Annotated in this window: 20 protein-coding genes; 14 read left to right on the forward strand and 6 right to left on the reverse strand. The window is 57.4% G+C overall.

Going from position 1 to position 19,250, the window contains the following annotated elements; all coding sequences use genetic code 11:
* Positions 1-127: 127 nt before the first annotated feature.
* Positions 128-556, forward strand: coding sequence for a DUF411 domain-containing protein (locus ACLEIV_RS05670; protein WP_410455690.1), 429 nt, complete (start codon positions 128-130; stop codon positions 554-556).
* Here ACLEIV_RS05670 and ACLEIV_RS05675 read toward each other — a convergent pair.
* Positions 537-893, reverse strand: coding sequence for a DUF2500 domain-containing protein (locus tag ACLEIV_RS05675; protein WP_410455691.1), 357 nt, complete (start codon positions 891-893; stop codon positions 537-539). The two genes, ACLEIV_RS05670 and ACLEIV_RS05675, sit on opposite strands and share 20 nt — an antisense overlap.
* Before the next feature lie 74 nt (positions 894-967).
* Between ACLEIV_RS05675 and ACLEIV_RS05680 the strand changes: the two genes are divergently transcribed.
* The 4 genes from ACLEIV_RS05680 (at position 968) to ACLEIV_RS05695 (ending at position 5,617) form a co-directional block, all read left to right on the forward strand.
* Positions 968-2,776, forward strand: a complete 1,809-nt coding sequence (locus ACLEIV_RS05680) for an intermembrane phospholipid transport protein YdbH family protein (RefSeq protein WP_410455692.1) — start codon at positions 968-970, stop codon at positions 2,774-2,776.
* The gene (locus ACLEIV_RS05685; RefSeq protein ID WP_410455693.1) at positions 2,777-2,959 is read left to right on the forward strand and encodes a YnbE family lipoprotein; all 183 of its coding nucleotides are present in this window, start codon (positions 2,777-2,779) and stop codon (positions 2,957-2,959) included.
* Between the two features lie 9 nt (positions 2,960-2,968).
* Positions 2,969-3,283 (forward strand): YdbL family probable chaperone protein, encoded by a 315-nt coding sequence (locus ACLEIV_RS05690; protein WP_410455694.1) that lies wholly within the window; start codon positions 2,969-2,971, stop codon positions 3,281-3,283.
* 189 nt (positions 3,284-3,472) lie between these two features.
* On the forward strand, positions 3,473-5,617 hold the full coding sequence (locus ACLEIV_RS05695; protein ID WP_410455835.1) for a S9 family peptidase: 2,145 nt from the start codon (positions 3,473-3,475) through the stop codon (positions 5,615-5,617).
* Between the two features lie 442 nt (positions 5,618-6,059).
* On the opposite strand, the gene ACLEIV_RS05700 is transcribed toward ACLEIV_RS05695, so the two are convergent.
* Complete coding sequence (locus tag ACLEIV_RS05700; protein ID WP_410455695.1) at positions 6,060-7,409, reverse strand: sodium-dependent transporter; 1,350 nt, start codon at positions 7,407-7,409, stop codon at positions 6,060-6,062.
* A 208-nt stretch (positions 7,410-7,617) separates the two neighbouring features.
* Positions 7,618-8,736 (reverse strand): acyl-CoA desaturase, encoded by a 1,119-nt coding sequence (locus ACLEIV_RS05705; protein ID WP_410455696.1) that lies wholly within the window; start codon positions 8,734-8,736, stop codon positions 7,618-7,620.
* Between the two features lie 153 nt (positions 8,737-8,889).
* Here ACLEIV_RS05705 and fabR point away from each other — a divergent pair, with 153 nt between their 5' ends.
* Both fabR and ACLEIV_RS05715 read left to right on the forward strand, forming a co-directional pair.
* Positions 8,890-9,501, forward strand: a complete 612-nt coding sequence (gene fabR / locus ACLEIV_RS05710; RefSeq protein WP_410455697.1) for an HTH-type transcriptional repressor FabR — start codon at positions 8,890-8,892, stop codon at positions 9,499-9,501.
* A gap of 23 nt (positions 9,502-9,524) precedes the next feature.
* Complete coding sequence (locus ACLEIV_RS05715) at positions 9,525-9,887, forward strand: YijD family membrane protein (RefSeq protein ID WP_410455698.1); 363 nt, start codon at positions 9,525-9,527, stop codon at positions 9,885-9,887.
* A 55-nt stretch (positions 9,888-9,942) separates the two neighbouring features.
* Here the strand turns inward: ACLEIV_RS05715 and ACLEIV_RS05720 are convergent, their stop codons facing one another.
* Positions 9,943-10,800: a sulfurtransferase gene (locus ACLEIV_RS05720; RefSeq protein ID WP_410455699.1), complete on the reverse strand. Its 858-nt coding sequence runs from the start codon at positions 10,798-10,800 to the stop codon at positions 9,943-9,945.
* A 578-nt stretch (positions 10,801-11,378) separates the two neighbouring features.
* Here ACLEIV_RS05720 and ACLEIV_RS05725 point away from each other — a divergent pair.
* The gene (locus ACLEIV_RS05725; protein ID WP_410455700.1) at positions 11,379-11,699 is read left to right on the forward strand and encodes a putative signal transducing protein; all 321 of its coding nucleotides are present in this window, start codon (positions 11,379-11,381) and stop codon (positions 11,697-11,699) included.
* Between the two features lie 236 nt (positions 11,700-11,935).
* On the opposite strand, the gene ACLEIV_RS05730 is transcribed toward ACLEIV_RS05725, so the two are convergent.
* Positions 11,936-12,217, reverse strand: coding sequence for a DUF1145 domain-containing protein (locus ACLEIV_RS05730; protein ID WP_410455701.1), 282 nt, complete (start codon positions 12,215-12,217; stop codon positions 11,936-11,938).
* Positions 12,214-12,810 (reverse strand): 16S rRNA (guanine(966)-N(2))-methyltransferase RsmD, encoded by a 597-nt coding sequence (gene rsmD, locus ACLEIV_RS05735; protein ID WP_410455702.1) that lies wholly within the window; start codon positions 12,808-12,810, stop codon positions 12,214-12,216. The genes ACLEIV_RS05730 and rsmD overlap by 4 nt, the downstream gene beginning before the upstream one ends.
* Before the next feature lie 130 nt (positions 12,811-12,940).
* Between rsmD and ftsY the strand changes: the two genes are divergently transcribed.
* The 6 genes from ftsY to glpX all read left to right on the forward strand — a co-directional run bounded on the left by ftsY (position 12,941) and on the right by glpX (position 18,915).
* A complete protein-coding gene (ftsY, locus tag ACLEIV_RS05740; RefSeq protein ID WP_410455703.1) occupies positions 12,941-14,482 on the forward strand; it encodes a signal recognition particle-docking protein FtsY in 1,542 nt (513 codons plus the stop codon).
* Positions 14,483-15,148, forward strand: coding sequence for a cell division ATP-binding protein FtsE (ftsE, locus tag ACLEIV_RS05745; RefSeq protein WP_410455704.1), 666 nt, complete (start codon positions 14,483-14,485; stop codon positions 15,146-15,148).
* Positions 15,145-16,092, forward strand: a complete 948-nt coding sequence (ftsX, locus tag ACLEIV_RS05750; RefSeq protein ID WP_410455705.1) for a permease-like cell division protein FtsX — start codon at positions 15,145-15,147, stop codon at positions 16,090-16,092. Before ftsE ends, ftsX begins: the two co-directional genes overlap by 4 nt.
* A 190-nt stretch (positions 16,093-16,282) precedes the next feature.
* Positions 16,283-17,140 (forward strand): RNA polymerase sigma factor RpoH, encoded by an 858-nt coding sequence (rpoH, locus tag ACLEIV_RS05755; protein WP_410455836.1) that lies wholly within the window; start codon positions 16,283-16,285, stop codon positions 17,138-17,140.
* An 88-nt stretch (positions 17,141-17,228) separates the two neighbouring features.
* The gene (gene can, locus ACLEIV_RS05760; protein WP_410455706.1) at positions 17,229-17,879 is read left to right on the forward strand and encodes a carbonate dehydratase; all 651 of its coding nucleotides are present in this window, start codon (positions 17,229-17,231) and stop codon (positions 17,877-17,879) included.
* A 28-nt stretch (positions 17,880-17,907) separates the two neighbouring features.
* Positions 17,908-18,915, forward strand: coding sequence for a class II fructose-bisphosphatase (gene glpX, locus ACLEIV_RS05765; RefSeq protein ID WP_410455707.1), 1,008 nt, complete (start codon positions 17,908-17,910; stop codon positions 18,913-18,915).
* Positions 18,916-19,250: the final 335 nt, after the last annotated feature.

Genomic DNA, 19,250 nt, shown 5'->3' on the forward strand with positions numbered 1-19,250 from the left:
ACAGTAAGATGGCGCAATGATAGCAGGATACCGTTTTGTCGTTGCGCTGAATACCGGGCTGGATCAAGACGATGCAGGCCTCGGCTGCTAATCTTGCCCGGACGAAAATGGCAATATTGAGGTAACTATGATGAAACAATGGTTTTATGTACTGGCGGGTGCCCTGTTAACCGGCCCTGCGCTGGCGGCACCGATTACCGTGTACAAGTCAGAATCTTGTGGCTGTTGCGCAGACTGGGTCTCGCATATGGAAGCATCCGGCTTCGAGATAAAGGTGGTGAATGCTGACAATTTAGGTCCGGTCAAGGCGATGGCGGGGGTCAAGCCGGAGCTGGCTTCCTGCCATACCGGTGTGATCGATGGTTATGTGATAGAAGGGCATGTACCGGCGGCGGACGTGCAGCGATTGCTGGAACAAAAGCCGGCGGTGCGTGGCCTGACCATTCCCGGCATGCCGCAAAGTGCCCCGGGCATGGACATACCCGGTACGCCCTATGAGGTGCTGAGTTTCGATGCGCAGGGTAATACGGCGGTTTTCAGTCGTTATCCAGGCTGATGTCATCCGGTTCGAAGGCGATAAACCGGCGGCCCCGAAACACCAGGGTGCCGGTTTGCTCCATGCGGAGTTGTTCATACAGGTGCTGGGTGACCCGAAATTCACGTTCATTGGTGCCTTCCAGTGGCCGGAAGGTAACGTAGTAATTTATCCGGGGCGGTGGCGTCTCGGTCTCTTCTTGCCGGGTTCGGCCCATGAGTTCCCGGGTATGTTTGTTGGTCACCAGCACCGCCAGGCTGTGTTGGGGCTGAGCGCTATTATAAAAGTAGGTATAGAGCCGTCGGCCGATAACCATGGCGGCGATGGCAATAATGCCCCAGAACACTATCTTGTCCATTGAATCTACTCCCCTGTTTTGTTCAGCTTAATGGCTGTGTGCCACGGCGCAAGCCGGTTTGACGAAGGTGCCACTTGAAGCTTTTGAAGGCGAAAATAGTACGACAGCTACTGTGCTGGCTCATGCTGCTGTCGCCGGTGCTGTCTCAGGCGTTCCCCTTGCCCGAATGGCTGCAGGTGCAGGCAACTCTGGCCCGGGCGCAGGTGCCGGCCTGTCCCAGGGAGCAGGCCGGTGGCCTGACGCTGGCGCTGAACGAGGGCCGTATCGAAGGGCGGCTGGAGCGGCTTAGTCTGGACTTGAGTTGCTCTCGCAGTGGGGGCAGTACCGCCGAAGGAGAAGGCGATGCCTTGTCGTTGCTGCTGACGCTGCCGGCCATCGACTTCGATGTTGACAGCCTGACCCTGTATCTGTCGGGGGAGGTGATCACTGGTGCGGCCGAGTTGCGCCACACTCGGCAACATCTCGATATTATCTGGCATACGGATGTCGGTGAAGCGCGGCTGGAATTGCGACCGGAGCAGAATGGCTGGCGCTGGCAGGGAGAATTGCCGGGCGCCTTGATTGCGCCTACCTTGCATCATCCACTGACGCTCGATGGCGGCTGGCAACCGGGCCAGCCTCTGTGGCTTGAGGCCAGGGGCGAGCTTCCGGCGCCATTAACGGGCGATTGGCAATTGCAGCTGAAGGCCGTGCAGGGAGAGCACGGCTGGCAGTTGCAGCCGAACTCGCAACTCAAGGTAGCGCGGCTGCGCTGGAAGCAGCTGGAACTCAATCGATTGGAACTGACGCCGATGGAGGGGACTATGCTGGAAGGCCCCTGGCGTGTGCGCCTGAGCTGGCAGCGTGGGCATTGGCAAGGGCAGGTATTACCCGGTGCGGCGTTGCTGCTGAGCGGAAAGGGAACCAGACGGCTTCATGGCGTCGTGGCACTCGAGCTGGGTCGCGATCTGCAGCTGAAAGGCGACTGGCATTACGACCAGGGGCTGGCGCTGACGGTGCCGCCTCAGGTGCTGTCCGCCCCTGGGGTGTGGAGGTGGCTGGCTGGCTGGCTGCCGCTGCCGGTAGGGCTGATGCCCGAGACGGGCACGTTGCAGTTGTCGCTGCAGGCGGCGAACCTGCTCGATCCGAGGCAGCCGATAGTACTGGAGGCCGAGCTTGAAGAAGGGCGGCTGAGCTACCGGGATATGCGTGCCGAGCAGGTGGCCGCCAGCTTCAAGTTAAAATGGGACGAGCGGGGGCTTCATAGCGTCGGCCCCCAGGCTTTGTCGGCGGTGCAGTTCGATGTGGGGGTGCCCATCACCGATATTCACGCCGCCCTGAGCTGGCGGGCAGGCCAGCCCTGGCTTTCCGGGCTGACTGCCCGGGCCTTTGGCGGTCGGCTGGCGCTGTCTCCCATGGCGCTTGACGCCGCTCCCCGTGGTGAGGTGCACCTGAGCGATGTTTCGCTGGAGCAGGTGCTGGGTTACGCCGGTGTCAGCGGGCTGACCGGCAGCGGCAGCCTGAACGGGCGGCTGCCGTTTTCGTTCGAGCAGGGTTTCAGTATCACCGCCGGCAGGGCCTATAGTGATAATGGCTGGATTTCCTATCAGGCCGGTGAGTCATTGCTGGCCACCGGCAAGAGTAATCTGTCGCTCGGGCTGACCCTGGGGCTGCTCAGCGACTTGCGTTATCAACGGCTGGAGGCGGATATTTCGATGGCGGCCGGTGGCGAGACTGTCATCGATAGCCGATTACGGGGGCAGGCACCGGTGATGGGCAAAATGCACCCGGTCAACTTCAATTATCGCCATCAGGAAAACCTGCTACAGTTGCTGGCCAGTCTGCGTTTCGCTGAGGAGTTGAGTAAGCGATTGCCGGCCAGGCTACAGGGGGAGAGCGAGTAAATGCGTAGAATGGCGGCCTTTATCGGTCTTTTGTTATTGAGCGCCTGCACGCCCCGGGTAGAGGTAGTGGTGCCGGACAAGCCCATTACGGTTAACCTGAATGTGAAGGTGGATCACGAAATCCGGGTCCGGGTCGATCGGGAGCTGGACAAGTTGTTTGAACAGGAACAGGACTTGTTCTAGGGAGTCTCTATGCGGTGGTTAGCAGTGGTATTGGCGGCCTGCCTGAGCTGGTCGGCCTGGGCGCTGGATTTGCAGCAGGCCAAGCAGCAGGGTCTGATCGGCGAACAGCTTAATGGCCTGGTGGGTGTGGTGCGTGGCAGCGGCGAGGTAAATGCCATTGCCAGTGACGTCAATCGCAAACGGCTGGAAAGTTATCAGGATATCGCAAGGCGCACCGGCACCAGCCTGAGCGTGGTGCAGAGTCGCGCCGGTCAGCTGAATATCGAGCGTACCGCCGGCGGGCATTATATCCAGCTGGCCGATGGTAGCTGGCGACGCAAGTGATGGGTAAGTGATTACTTTCATGTCGGGGCCGGTTTTCTCTGGCTCCATTCGAGTTTTCATGCCGTTTTTCTTCGCGTTTTTCGGTAAATAAGTTGGTGAACGCCCTTCTGTCCGGTTAAAGTTTATACACTTTTGGATTGTCGAAGATGAAGGAGCGATGGTATGCGCAATAGGGTTAAGCTTTGCTTGATGTTAGCATGGGTGGCTTGTGCCAAACCCTACGCTAAAGGTACCGATGTGGAAGTAAAGCCTCCTGTCGCCAAGAAAATTCCCCACGTTCTGAACAATCACGACGACATCCGGATCGACAACTATCACTGGATGCGAGACGACGAACGCGACGATCCGCAGGTGCTCTCCTACCTGGAGCAGGAAAACCAGTACAGTGAGCAGGTGCTTACTCCGCTGGATTCGCTGCAGGAAGAACTGTATCAGGAGATGATCGCCCGCATCCGTCAGGACGACAGCTCGGTTCCCTATCTGAAAAACGGTTACCGCTACCAGACTCGCTACCAGAAGGGTCAGGAATACGGCATTATCGAGCGCCATCCCGAAGGTCGGCCCGAGCAGGTTGAACTGCTGCTGGACGGTAACGAGCGAGCCAAAGAACAGGCCTATTACGGCCTGGGTCAGGTCGCGGTCAGTCCCGATCAGCTGACCCTGGCCTTCGCCGAAGATTTTGTGTCCCGTCGTCAGTACCAGGTCCGTTTCAAGTCGCTGCAAAGTGGCGCACTCTATGATGAAGTGCTGGAAAACACCTCCGGCAATCTGGAGTGGGCCAACGACGGCAAGACCCTGTTTTACGTCAAGCAGGACGAAAATACCCTGCTGCCCTATCAGGTTTATCGTCACACCCTGGGCACGCCCCAGAGCGAAGACGTGCTGGTGCATGAAGAGCAGGATCCCAGCTTTTATACCAGCATCTACAAGAGCCGCTCCGAAGACTACATCGTCATCGGCTCCTGGAATACGGTATCCAGCGAAATCAGCCTGGTCCCGGCCAACGAGCCCACGGTGCCGGCACAGGTTTTTCTGCCCCGCAAGCGTGGCCACGAATACGATGTCGAGCACTATCAGGGCCGGTTTTACGTGCGTTCTAACAAGGATGGCGTCAACTTCGGCCTCTATCTGGCGGAAGACGGCACCGAGGAGCGGTGGCAGCCACTGATCCCGGCCCGGGACCATGTGTTACTGGAAGGCTTTACCCTGTTTCGTGACTGGCTGGTGCTGGAAGAGCGCAGCGAGGGGTTGGTGCATCTGCGTCAGATCCATCGCAAGGACGGCCGCGAGCACGATATCCGTTTCGATGACCCGGCCTATGTGACCTGGTTGGGGGTGAACGCCGAAGACGACAGTCCCTGGCTGCGTTATGGCTATTCCTCCATGACCCGCCCGTCGACCATCTATGAAGTCAACATGGACACCCAGGAGCGACGCGAGCTCAAGCAGCAGTATGTGGGCGAACAGTTCAATGCCGATGATTACCGCAGCGAACGGCTGTGGGTGACCGCGCGGGACGGCGCCAAGGTGCCGGTGTCACTGGTATACCGGGCCGACATGTTCAAAGGGGATGGCAGCAATCCGCTGCTGGTGTACGCCTATGGCTCTTACGGTGCCAGCATGGATCCGGACTTCAGCAGCTCGCGTCTGAGCCTGCTCGATCGCGGCTTCGTCTATGCCATCGCCCATGTACGCGGTGGCGAGGAGCTGGGGCGGGACTGGTATGATCAGGGTCGCTTGCTCAGCAAGGAGAATACCTTTCACGATTTTATCGACGTGACCCGCGAGCTGGTTGCAGAGGGTTATGGCGACAAGGAGCGAGTCTTTGCTTCCGGTGGCAGTGCCGGTGGCCTGCTGGTGGCCTCGGTCATCAACATGGCGCCGGAGTTGTTCAAGGGGGTGGTGGCAGCGGTGCCCTTCGTGGATGTGGTGACCACCATGCTGGATGACTCGATTCCGCTGACCACCGGCGAATACGACGAATGGGGCAATCCGGCTGATCCCGAGTATTACCATTACATGAAGTCCTACAGCCCTTACGATCAGGTGCAGGAGCAACCTTATCCGCATATGCTGGTCACCACAGGCCTGCACGATTCCCAGGTACAGTACTGGGAGCCGGCCAAGTGGGTGGCCAAGCTGCGCGAGATGAAAACCGACGATCACCTGCTGTTGTTGCATTGCGACATGGATACCGGCCACGGTGGCAAGTCCGGCCGTTTCGAGGCTTATCATGAGCTGGCGCGGGAATACGCCTTTCTGCTGGCGCTGGCCGATGAAGGCTCCGGCACCAAGGTGGCGGGCTTCAGCGAACGCGCCGGGCTGGTTAACTGATCCGAATACGTTATTCATCGGCAATCGATTTTCAACAGCCGGCTAAAGGGCCAGCTCCCCGACTCGCCGTAAATTCATCCTTGTAGGCTCAGCCGACCATCCGTGGTGCGGATGGTCGGCTGAGCAACTCCCTTTGCCCTCCCCTTGCCCTCCTTGCAGCCCCGGCGTTTCCTGTAGACGCCGTCTGCGGGCAACTCGGTGTTCCTGAAGAGGCAGCAGAGAACGGCTCTCACGATCGTGAAATGCCACAAGAACGGCATTTCCGAGCCCGCATGGGGCGGCGTGCTGCCTGCATCAAGTTTGATGATGGACCAAACATCCAGTGAATGTTTGCAGCTATCGGCAAACGCAGATGGCCTTAACCCATGGCGTGTCGAGGGAAGCGGCTGTGCTGCCTTTGATCTGGGGCCTCAACATGACCAGATCATTACTGGGGTTGGTATTAGCCGGCTATCGACTGAATAATGACCACCAGTACCAGGATCGGACATACGAAGCGCACATACCAGGGCCAGATCTTCCAGAACAGGCCCTGCTCCAGATCGGGGCAGCCCGACTTCAGCTCGGCCAGCACCTTGCTGCGCTGCCAGATCCAACCGGCATACAGCGTGATACACAGGCTCACCAATGGCTGGGCATACTGGGTGGTGAGGGTGATCACCAGCCCGAACAGGGCGCCGAAGTTCAATACGATGATGACGCTTACCAGGGTGCACAGCGCGGTCATCAGCCAGGTGGCCTTGATACGCGACAGGCCGGTGGACTCCATGGCCAGTGACACCGGGGCCTCCAGCATCGAGATAGATGAAGTCAGCGCCGCCACCATCATCAGCAGGAAGAAGGCAAAGGCTACCGGGTACTGGGCCTGGCCCATGGTTTCAAACAGTGCGGGCAAGACCGAGAACACCAGGGTATCCGAGCTGAGCAGGCTGCCGTCTTCGGCAAAAATGGGCACACCATTGTGCTGGGCCACGTACATGGCGGGCAGGATCAGCAGGCCGGCGAGAAAGGCCACACTGGTATCCAGCAGAGTCACCTGGGCGGCCAGCACCGGTATTTTGGTCTGGCGGCTGAGGTAAGAGCCATACAGCATCATTACAGCAGCACCCAGTGACAGCGAGAAAAAGCTCTGGCCCAAGGCGCCGATCAGCACCTTACCGTTCAGTATCCGCGAAAAATCCGGTACCAGATAGGCCTCGAGACCTTCGCCGGCACCCGGTTGCGACAGCATGTAGCCGGTCAGCAGTACCAGCATGACCAGTAACAGCGGCATCAGTCGGGTCGACCACTTTTCGATGCCCTGCTCCAGCCCGCGGCTGACCACGTAGAGGCTCAACAGAGCGAACAGCAGGGTAAATACCAGGTTGCGGGAGGTGGAAAATCCGGTCAGCCAGCCGGCTGCATCGTTGGCGCCGGCCAGGCTGGCCAGCGGCTCCAGAGCATAGGCAACAAACCAGCCGGAGACGATGGCGTAAAAGGTGAAGATAAGGCTGACGGTGATCACCGCCGCCAGCCCTACCAGGCCGGCGATGGCCTTGCCCAGCGGGTTGGCGGTCAGGGTTTGCAGTGCCCGGAACGGACTGGCCTGGCCGTGACGGCCTATGGTGATTTCGGCTACCAGCATGGGATAGCCGAGCAGGAAGATAAACAGCAGATAGACCAGCAAAAAGGCGCCACCGCCATTACTCGCCGCCTGAGTGGGAAAGCCCCAGATATTGCCCACGCCGATGGCCGAACCGGCGGCGGCCATCACGAATCCCAGCTTGCTACTGAACTGCGCCCTTTTTTCCACGTCTTGCTGCTCCTGCTGCCTGTAAAGTTAAATGTACAATTTCTGTCGAGTAAAAATGGCGAAGACTATGGTGTTTTGCAGGGTTTTTGTCAAAAGGAAGTGTTCAGGGTAGGGGATAACAGTGAGCTTGTTCGTATTCTCAGCAAAAAATAAGGCGGGAACTCCCGCCTTATTGAGGGTCTGTGTTGTTGTGTAGTCAGAGCCGTTGTTATGCAAACTGGGTGGTGAGTTTGAGCCAGTTGCGCCGCTGAGTGGTGAAGGCGGCTTTCAGCTCATCGCAATTCAGCTTGAGGCGCAGTTCTTCGTATTTGCAGCGCGCCGATTTTTTCTTGAGTTCCAGCAGGCTCTTTCGTACCTGATAGTAGCTCTTGAGCTGGTGCAACAGGCGTTCGTATTCGCTGTGCAACAGGGCCAGCCATTGTTCGGTATCGGCATTTGGTTGCCGGCGCAGTATCTTCTGGCGGGCGACTTCCAGCCGACGTTCCAGCCGGGCCTGCTCGATTCGTTCTTGCGGACAGGTGCGCAACCGAGACGCGAGACCCAGCCAGCTCATGGTGCGGATCAGCCACTTGGTGGGATCGTAATGCCACCAGCGGATACCGTTGCGATAATCGAATTCGAACAGGTGGTGAAAGTTATGATAGCCCTCGCCGAAGGTCAGCACCGCCAGCAGATCGTTGTCGCGAGCCGAGTTCTTGCTGGTGTAAGGCTGGCGACCCCAATAGTGGGCCAGGGAGTTGATGAAGAAGGTGACATGGTGGCCGAGGAACAGGCGCAGCACGCCGGCCATCAGCAGCATGCCCCAGATATCCCCGTGCCAGACGCCCAGCAACAGCGGCAGGCCGATATTCATCATCAGAGTCAGCGCCAGATAATGTTTATGCTGAAATTGCAGGATGTGGTTGCGCTTGAGATCGGGAATATTGCTGTCGTCGGGGGTATGGTAGTGGCGCAGCATCCAGCCCATGTGCGAGAACCAGAGCCCGCGGCTGGCGGAATAGGGGTCCTTGTTCAGATCGTCCACATGGCGATGGTGGCGACGATGATCGGCACACCAGTGATAGGCGGAGTTCTGCAGCGACAGGGCGCCGCCCAATGCGAACAGCCACTGTAACAGCGGATGGGCATCATAAGCCTTGTGCGCCCAGAGGCGATGATAACCGGCGGTGATAGACAGGCAACTGCAACTGAACAGCACCAGCATGGCAAGCCATTGCCAGCCATCATAGCCCTGGGTCAGGCCATACCAGGGGACCAGTATCAATGTCGCCAGGCCTGTGCCCGAAAACAGCAGAAGGTTGGTCCAGAGTAGGGGAGGTTTACGCATCTTGTTATCCATTGAGCGAACAGCTGTACACTATTTTCATCTTTAATGGCGGTCAGCGTCAATCACAAATTGACCGCTTTGGCCCGTAGGAGCTGACCGCGTTGTGACAAAGGGGTATGATCCTATTATTAACATGTTGGACCCTGGAGTGCTGTGGGCATTCGCGCAGAACAAAAAGAAAAGACCCGACGGACCCTGATTGATGCGGCGTTTCGTCAGCTGAGCGCCGAACGCAGCTTTTCCAGCTTGAGCCTGCGTGAGGTGTCGCGGGAGGCCGGCCTGGCTCCCACCTCTTTTTATCGACACTTCAAGGACATGGAAGAGCTGGGATTGACGTTGGTGGATGAGGGTGGCCTGACCCTGCGTCAATTGATGCGGCAGGCTCGTCAACGCATCGCCGATGGTGGTAGTGTTATCCAGATTTCGGTAAAAACCTTTATGGAGTTTATCGAGCGCAGTCCGGATGTATTCCGGTTGCTGCTGCGGGAGCGTTCGGGTACCTCGGCCGCATTCCGACAGGCGGTAGCTCGCGAAATTCAGCATTTTACCGCCGAGCTCACAGATTATCTGGAAGAGAAGCAGCAGACTAGCCGCAGCTACGCCGAAACGCAGGCCCAGGCGATGGTGACCATAGTGTTCAGCGCCGGGGCCGAAGCGCTGGATATGAACGAAAAAGAGCGTTTGGTCTTGGCCGAGCGCATGACCTTGCAGCTGCGTATCATTGCCAAGGGCGCAGACGCATACAATAAAGCAAAGAGGCTCTAGGCCCTATTTTAGGAAGGATGACCATGTCAGGAAGTAAACAAATCCGTCGTAAACCCATCTTGCTCGCGCTGTTGGTTGGTCTCTGTGGTAATGCCACTCTGGCGACTCTGAGCGTCAGCCAGCTGGCATTTACCATTTTCCCCATTATTGCGCTGGTTCTGGCCGCGCACATGTTGTATCAGGAATATCTGAGCGTACCCATGGAAGGTGATACTCCTCTCTGTACCCTGCTCGCTTTCCTGATCGGGGTGTTCGGTTATTCCGCGTTTCTGCGTACCCAATTCCCGGAAATGGGCACCAACTACCTGTCGGTGATGATCAGCCTGGTGCTGGTGATCTGGCTGGCATTGAAGATGGGTGTGGCGGCACGACCTGTTGCCGAATAAGGCAGTGTGGTAATAAATCGCTAACAAGAATGCCCGCCTGATGGCGGGCATTTTTTTAATTGTCGGTGACTACCGGCAAGTCGCTGCTGCCACCCCATTCCGTCCAGGAGCCGTCGTAGACCGCGATCTGTCGATGACCGATCAGCGTTGCCGCCAGTGCCAGAATGGCGGCGGTGACGCCCGAACCGCAGCTGCAGATCAGATGTTGTTCGGGAGCCAGCAACGGTGCCAGTTTCTGCTTCAGCTGCTCCTGGGGCAGGAAATGGCCTTGCTCCAGCAAGTCGGCAAAGGGCAGGCAATGGGCACCCGGCATATGGCCGGGACGAACTCCGGGGCGAGGGTCGGCGACCTGGCCGCTGAATCGTTCCAGACTCCGGGCATCCAGTATCCGGGTGCCAGGCTGTGACAGGGTGTTCTGCACCCGGGACGCATCGGCTATCCAGTCGGCTTGCCGGCGAGCGACAAAATGACCGGGCGCGACGTCGGTTGGTTCCCCGCTTTCCTGCGGATAGCCTTGCTTTAGCCAGCCCGGCAGGCCGCCATCCAGCACCGCGACCTGTTCGTGTCCCATGGCCCTGAACATCCACCAGGCCCGTGGCGCGGCAAAGATACCGTTGCTGTCGTAAATTACGACGTGGTGGTGATTGCTCAGGCCGAGCTCCGATACCTGTCGCGAAAACTGGGCTTCCGATGGCAGCATATGGGGGAGTGAACTGTCCTTGTCCTTGATTTTACTGTCGAAGTCGAAGAAGCGCGCGCCGGGAATGCGTTGCTGGTGCCACTCCTGTTCTCCCGATCGCTTGGCGGCGGGCATGTGCCAACTGGCGTCCAGCACCACCAGATCCGGATGCTGCAGATGGGCTTTCAGCCACTTTGAGTCCACCAATACCGATGGCAACTGTAACGTTTTCATCAAAATCACTCCTTTATATCAGACGGTTTTATCCTAAGCGTGGCGCTCTTTCTCGGCTACCGTTTTATGGTGTGGAGTGCACGTACGAATTTGACCTTTTATACTGTAAGAGATCTCTCAATAAGGGAGTGGATAAAGCCTTTTAATATGAAAGATTAGTGATGCTTATATATTTTTTATTAATTTAAAACAAAGGCTTAATTTATTTGTGTGTTCCGTGATGAACTTTTTGTCTGCTTTTTTGCCTTGAGGCATGAGCGAAGTTCTCTATAGTTAGAAGGGCAAGGAGCAAGGAAGTCGGTCAGGAAGACAGGCTGCCAGGAACGGCAAAAGGAACCCCCGCAGGATGCGGTCAAGGACACCTCCAGGACGGAGATAGTCGAGCGACTCAGGATGAATCGCGGTCAGGATGACCAGGACACCCCGATGGATCGGGAAGAGGAACACCTTAAGGATAAGGTAATTTGTCAGGGAATGCAGGGAGCAACTTGGTTTAAGGATTAACCATACGACAACCCAAAAGGGGGTGACACGATGTCACCCCCTTTTTCTATCTGCCATTCCGGCACGAGGGCAGCATGAGCGAGTGGATTCCGGTTTATCAGGCAGCCAACAGCCTGGAGGCGCATACCCTGAAGGGATCGCTGGAAGTGTCGGGAGTGACAGTGCAATTGCAGGGTGAGGCCTTGTCCGGCGCCTTGGGAGAGCTGCCAGTCAATGCCGTGGAAGTGACTCTGTTGGTACGGCCGCGGGATCTGGAGCAGGCACAGCTCATCCTGGAGCCTTATCGACGAGGTGCCGGTCCGGCCTGGTATTGTCGGCGCTGTGGCGAGCATAATGCCGGCAGCTTTGAAATCTGCTGGCAGTGCGGCCATGAGGCCGACACCAGCGAGCAGTAATACCAAACAGATTACAGAACTGATCTATTTGGTTGCTCTGCAAAGGTTGGACAAAGGGTCCGCTCCGCCGACACGCCGTGAATACCTCCTGTAGGCTCCGCCGCGCCATCCTTGGTGCGGAGGATCGGCGGAGCAGATCCCTTTATCCTCCCTGATGCCAGGGAGGTGGTTGTGTTGCCTCTGAGCTCGGTTTAAAAATGATCAGATCTTTATGCAAATTGGTATAAGGCCTGTGCTCAGCGCTTCTCTTCCATCATTTCTTTCAGACGGGCTCTGTGATGGTGCATGGCGAAGGAGCCGAACACCAATACCGCCAGGTAATCTTTCAGAGTCGGATGCAGCACGTTGGCGACCTGCTTGAGCATCAGCATCTGCAACAGGTGCATGAACAGCACCACGGCACCCAGGATCAGCGGCATGGAGCCCACTTCCTGAAAGTCGGGACCTAGCAGCGCATAAATAATACCGGCCCAGAACACCAGCATGACCAGTCGCATCACGACATTTAATACCTTCATACCATTTTTTCCCTTTGATAAAGTTGATAACTGACCTGGCCTGCCTGCTTGTCTTTCAGCAGCCGCCAGTTTGGCGGCAACGGCAAGAATTCCGAATTCTGTTCTCGCTCGATATAGATTTTTGCATCTTCGCTCAGCCAGCCGTTCTGTTCCAGCAGTTGACAGGCGCTGGGCAGCAGTTCCCGATGAAACGGCGGATCCAGAAACACCAGATCGAACGGCGTCGCTGTCGTTTGCAGAAAGGCGAGGGCATCGGTATTGATGACCCGGCCCGGCGCCCGGGGCAGGCTGGTCAGGTTGTGCTGTAGCTGCTGAGCCACTTTGGCATCTTTTTCTACCAGTACCACCTCGATGGCACCACGTGACAGGGCTTCGAATCCCAGGCTGCCGCTACCGGCAAAGAGATCGAGGCAACGACAGTGACGAATGTCGAACATCAGCCAGTTGAACAGGGTTTCTTTTATTCTGTCGGTGGTAGGCCGGAGCCCTTCGCTGTTCAGCACCGGCAACTTGCGTCCGCGCCATTGGCCACCTATCAGGCGGATTTGTCCACCGCCTGTCGAGGTGTTTTTTGCCGGTTTTGCTTTTGCCATCTCGTTTCGTCGTCTTTCAATAAAGTGCTAGTATAAGGCGGTTTTGCACCCATAAGGGGTGAGTATTCTAATGAAGGGGCCGAGTCACGGCCAGCCCTAATCTCCCCCGACACAAGCGAGTAATAGCAGGATGGCGAAAAAAGGTTTTTTCTCCTGGCTGGGCTTTGGTAAAAACAAAGATCAGCAGGACGTAGCAGAAGAACAAAAACAGGCGGAACAGCCGGCGATTGAATCGGAAATTGAATCCGGCACCGCAGAGGTAGAAAAGGCATTAGAGGAACAGCAGGCTCAGGCAGCCGAACAGGCTCGTCTGGCGGCGGAAGCCGAAGCGGCCGAACAGGCTCGTCTGGCGGCGGAAGCCGAAGCGGCCGAACAGGCCCGGCTGGCGGCGGAAGCCGAGGCGGCCGAACAGGCCCGGCTGGCGGCGGAAGCCGAAGCGGCGGAACAGGCCCGGCTGGCGGCCGAAGCCGAAGCGGCCGAACAGGCCCGGCTGGCGGCCGAAGCCGAGGCGGCCGAACAGGCCCGGCTGGCGGCGGAAGCCGAAGCGGCGGAACAGGCCCGGCTGGCGGCGGAAGCCGAGGCGGCCGAACAGGCCCGTCTGGCGGCGGCAGCCCAGGCTCGGGCGGAAGAAGAAGCACGGCTGGCGGTAGAAGAAGAAGCTCGTCTCGCCGCCGAAGCCGAAGCGGCGGAGCAGACCCGGTTGGCAGAAGAAGCCGAGCAGACCGCTAAAAAAGTCGAAAAGACGCCCAAGCAGGGTTTTTTCGCCCGCCTGAAACAGGGGCTGCTGAAAACAAGGCAAAACCTGGGCTCAGGCTTCTTCGGTTTGTTCAGCGGCAAGAAGATTGATGACGAGTTGTTCGAAGAGCTGGAAACCCAGCTGCTGACCGCCGATCTGGGGGTAGAAACCACCTTGTCGATCATCGACAACCTGACCCGTCAGGCCAGTCGCCGTCAGCTGAAAGATGGCGAAGCGCTTTATGAGCTGCTGAAAGAAGAGATGGGGCAGATCCTGGACAAGGTCGACAAGCCGCTGGTGATCGACAGCGAGCACAAGCCTTATGTCATCCTGATGGTCGGCGTGAACGGCGTCGGCAAGACCACCACCATCGGCAAACTGGCGCGCCAGTTTCAGGCCGAAGGCAAATCGGTGATGCTGGCGGCAGGTGATACCTTCCGCGCCGCGGCGGTGGAACAGCTGCAGGTATGGGGCGAACGCAATCAGATCCCGGTTATCGCTCAACATACCGGCGCCGATGCCGCGTCGGTTATTTTTGATGCAGTCGAGGCCGCCAAGGCGCGCAAGGTCGATGTTCTGATCGCCGATACCGCAGGTCGCCTGCAGAACAAGGCGCACCTGATGGACGAGTTGAAGAAAATCGTGCGGGTGATGCAGAAGATAGATGGGGCGGCGCCACACGAGATCATGCTGACCCTGGATGCCGGTACCGGCCAGAATGCCCTGAGCCAGGCCAAGGTCTTTAACGAGGCCGTGCCCATTACCGGTATTACCCTGAGCAAGCTGGATGGCACCGCCAAGGGCGGGGTGATATTCGCGGTGGCCGATAAATTCGGCATCCCCATTCGTTACATCGGCGTGGGCGAGAAAATTGACGATCTGAGACCCTTTAATTCCCGGGAATTTATCGACGCGCTTTTCAGTCAGGAAGAATAAATGATCCGCTTCGAGCAGGTTAGCAAGGTATACAGCGGTGGCTTTCAGGCCCTGCAGAAGGTCAGTTTCCACCTCGAGAAGGGGGAGATGGCGTATCTTACCGGCCATTCGGGGGCCGGCAAGAGCACCCTGCTCAAGCTGATCAGCGTGATGGAAAGGCCCACCGACGGCCAGGTGCTGTTCAACGATCAGGATGTCAGTCGTATCGGCCGCGGCCACATTCCCTATGTGCGCCGCCGTATCGGTATGATTTTTCAGGATCATCACCTGATTAACGCCCGTACCGTATTCGACAACGTGGCGCTGCCGCTGGTGATCGAAGGTTATAGTCACCAGGATATCCGGCGCCGGGTGTCGGCGGCGCTCGACAAGGTTGGTTTGCTCGGCAAAGACCGTTACTTTCCGCCCATGCTGTCCGGCGGTGAGCAGCAACGGGTGGGCATTGCCCGGGCCATCGTCAACAAGCCATCATTGTTGCTGGCGGATGAGCCGACCGGTAACCTGGATCCCGAGCTGTCGATGGAAATTCTGCGCCTGTTCGAAGCTTTTAATCGAGTCGGCGTCAGCGTGCTGATTGCCACCCATGATACCGGTCTTATCAACTCCCAGCGTTATCGTACCCTGACCCTGGATAGTGGCCGACTGCAGACGGAGGAGGGCGTATGAGCAGGCACAAGTTGTCCTGGCCGCAGCGTCTGGCCATGTATGGCGTCGACCACCTGCGTCAGTTGTTCGCCAGCCTGGGTGAGTTGTGGCGTACTCCGCTGAGTTCGCTGATGACCATCGCCGTGCTGGGGGTCAGCCTGGCATTGCCGGCGAGTTTTTATGTGCTGTTGAAAAATGCCGAGTCGGTCAGCGAATTCTGGCAGAGCAAGGCGCAGATCAGCCTGTATTTACAGCAGGATGCGACCGAAGCTCAGGCTACCGAGCTGCAGCAGCGGTTGGCGATCATGGCCGAGATAGAAAAAATTACCTACATCAGCGCCGTTCAGGGGCTGGCCGACTTCAAGGGTGCCGCCGGTTTTGCCGAGGCGTTGGAGCTGCTGGAAGACAACCCGCTGCCGGCGGTGTTTATTCTGAACCTGTCCGAGAGTGGCCGGGCGCCGGATGCCGCCGAGCTACTGCTGGCTGACATGAGTGCCGAGCCCATAGTGGCCACCGCTCGCCTGGACATGGCCTGGCTGGCTCGGCTGTCGGGCATCGTCGATCTGTTGCGGCAGGCGGTGGTGGGCATGGCCGCCCTGTTGCTGGCCGGTGTGCTGCTGGTGGTCAGTAACACCCTGCGGCTTAACATCCTCAATTGCCGTTACGAGATAGAGGTGATGAAGCTGGTGGGGGCGACCGACAGCTTCATTCAGAGGCCCTTTTTATATGTGGGGCTCTGGTACGGCATTATCGGTGGTCTGCTGGCCTGGTGGTTGACCCTGGTGATGGTGTTCTGGCTCAGCCATAAGGTGAATGCGTTGGCAGCCCTGTATCAGAGTGACTTTGATCTGCTGGGGTTGGGGGCGCAGGAAAGCCTGCTGCTTATCCTGACCGGCACTCTGCTCAGCCTGCTGGCGTCCGGATTTTCGGTGCGGCGTCACATTCGCGCCATAGAGCCGAGTTGAACTTGATGCCCTTCTTGTGGTCTCATGGGAGCAGAAACAGGCGATCCGCTTGACATTTATTCCCAGATAAATACATTTTCCGTTGCTGCGCCCTTATCTTGCGATGTGCGCACAACCAGACCACCAACGTCATGGCAGGGTGCACGCCGCAGCTGTTTTGATACGGAGTCATGTAATGAATGCGAGTTTAATGACGACAGATTTTCAGCGCCACTTTGCCCTGGTTCCCCAGGGTAGCCTGGAGGCCTATATCCAGGCAGTCAATACCATTCCCGTGCTGAGTGCGGAAGAAGAAAAATCACTGGCCGAGCGGCTGCAGAATGATGGTGACCTGGCCTCGGCCCGCCAGATGATCATGTCGCACCTGCGCTTTGTGGTGCATATTGCCAAGAGCTATTCCGGCTACGGCCTGCCGCAGGCCGACCTGATCCAGGAAGGCAACATCGGCCTGATGAAGGCGGTCAAACGCTTCGACCCTACCGTGGGTGTGCGCCTGGTGTCCTTTGCGGTGCACTGGATCAAGGCAGAAATTCACGAATACGTGCTGCGTAACTGGCGCGTAGTCAAGGTGGCGACCACCAAGGCACAGCGCAAGCTGTTCTTCAACCTGCGCAAGTCCAAGAAGCGTCTGGGCTGGTTCAACCAGCAGGAAGTGGAAATGGTAGCCGAAAACCTGGGTGTCCTGCCTGCTGAAGTGCTGGAGATGGAGTCGCGCATGAGCGCTCAGGATCAGGCCTTCGATCTGGCGTCCGATGACGACGACAAAGACACCAGCTTTTCGCCGGTGCATTATCTGCAGGATCATGCCTCGGACGTGGCTCATCAGGTGGAAGAAGCCAACTGGGAGCAAACGGCCAATCGCCGTCTGCGTGCGGCTCTGGCCACGCTGGACGAGCGTAGCCAGCATATTATTCAGGCTCGCTGGCTGGATGAAGACGACAAGACCACACTGCAGACCCTGGCCGATGAATATGGTGTGTCTGCAGAGCGTATTCGTCAGCTTGAGAAAAGCGCACTGAAAAAGCTGAAAGCGGCCATGGATGCCTGAGTAACAACAAAATCATGGTGGAAGGCCCCGACGGGGCCTTTTTTCCGTCGATAACTTATTTTTGATCAGATAAAAGCAGGATAATCCCATGAAAATACTGAAGCATCTGTTTAACAATAACGAGGAATGGTCAGAGAGGATCAAGGCGGAAGATCCGACTTTTTTCGAGAAGTTAGCGTTGCAACAGGCGCCCGAGTATCTTTGGATTGGCTGTTCCGACAGCCGGGTTCCCGCCAACCAGCTGACCGGTCTGCTGCCCGGTGACGTGTTCGTGCATCGTAACGTGGCCAACCTGGTGATGCACACCGACTTCAACTGTCTGTCGGTGGTACAATATGCGGTTGAAGTGTTGAAAGTGAAGCACATTATTATTTGTGGTCACTACGGTTGTGGTGGCGTTAAAGCCGCAATGGGTGATGTAGAGCTGGGACTCATTGATAACTGGTTGTGCAGCCTTAAAGATTTATATCACAGGTACCGCAAAGACTTGCTCGGCGTTGAACCCGAGCAGGCAAGAGAAGACGCCTTTTGCGAGCTGAACGTGGTCGAGCAGGTGGCTAACCTGTGTCGTACCACCATAGTGCAGCATGCCTGGCAGCGTGGGCAGGAACTGTCGATACACGGCTGGGTATACGGTATTAAGGATGGCAGACTGCACGACCTGGATGTCTGTGTATCCGAGAAAGAAGAAATGCCCGATGTTTATCGTATTCTGCAACAGCGCATATTGGGTAAATAGCGATAACCCGAACGAGTAGGAAATCTTCATGAGACGTGAATTGGCCATTGAATTTTCCCGAGTGACTGAAGCCGCCGCCCTGGCCGGCTACAAGTGGCTGGGACGAGGCGACAAGAATATCGCCGACGGCGCTGCCGTGGCGGCCATGCGTCATGTGCTGAATGAAATCGAAATCAGTGGTGAAGTGGTGATCGGTGAGGGCGAGATCGACGAAGCCCCCATGCTTTATATCGGCGAAAAAGTCGGTTCTGGAGGGGAAGATGTCGATATCGCCGTCGATCCCATCGAAGGCACTCGCATGACGGCCATGGGTCAGTCTAACGCCCTGGCAGTCATTGCCGTCGGTGAAAAGGGCGCTTTCTTGCGTGCCCCCGACATGTATATGGAAAAGCTGATCGTCGGCGCCCGCGCCAAAGGCGCTATCGATTTAACCAAATCGATAGAGCAAAACATCAAGGCGGTCGCCAAGGCCCTGAACAAGCCGTTGTCCCGTTTTACCGTGATCACTTTGGCCAAGCCGCGTCACGACAAGGCGATCAAGACCATACAAGCCCTGGGTGTTCGGGTATTCGCCGTGCCCGACGGCGATGTGGCGGCGTCCATTCTCGCCTGTATTCCCGAGAGCGAGGTCGACATGCTTTATTGCATCGGCGGCGCGCCGGAAGGGGTGATTTCTGCCGCGGCAGTACGCTCGCTTGACGGTGACATGCAGGCTCGTCTGGTACCTCGTTACGAGGTCAAGGGACCCAGTGAAGAGAACCTGGCACTGGGCCAGCAAGAGATCGAACGCTGCAAGCAGATGGGCATCGAAGTCGGCAAGGTGCTGAAGCTGGAAGACATGGCTCGTACCGATAACGTGCTGTTCGCGGCAACCGGCATCACCAAGGGTGACCTGCTGGAAGGTATCAGCAGTGATGGTTACTATGCGCATACCGAAACTCTGGTGATCCGCGGCAAGTCGCGCACTGTGCGCCGCATTCACTCGACTCATATTCTGTCTCGCAAGAACCAGACACTGCAGGACATCATTCTGTAACCAGCCGGGCATGAATGGTCTGATATAAGCGAAAAGGGATGCTCAGGCATCCCTTTTTGTTTGCCAACGGGCTGTTTAATACCCATCTCATTAGCATCTGGTTATTGTTGTATTCGTAGCTACTGAGGCAACAGAGCCGACTCCCACGACACCTATGAATACATCCATGTAAGCTCGGACATGCCATCCCTGGCATGTCACGGTCGTGGGAATCGATCTCTGTTGCCTCTTCTCGAGCACCGAGTTGTCTGTAGACGGGCCAACAGGTGACTCTGCAGTATCTGGAGGACAAAGGGATCTGCTCCGCCGACCTTCTGTTTCAGTGATGCAACAGA

The organism is Oceanisphaera submarina (genome assembly GCF_046521305.1).
Taxonomy (GTDB): Bacteria; Pseudomonadota; Gammaproteobacteria; order Enterobacterales; family Aeromonadaceae; genus Oceanimonas; species Oceanimonas submarina.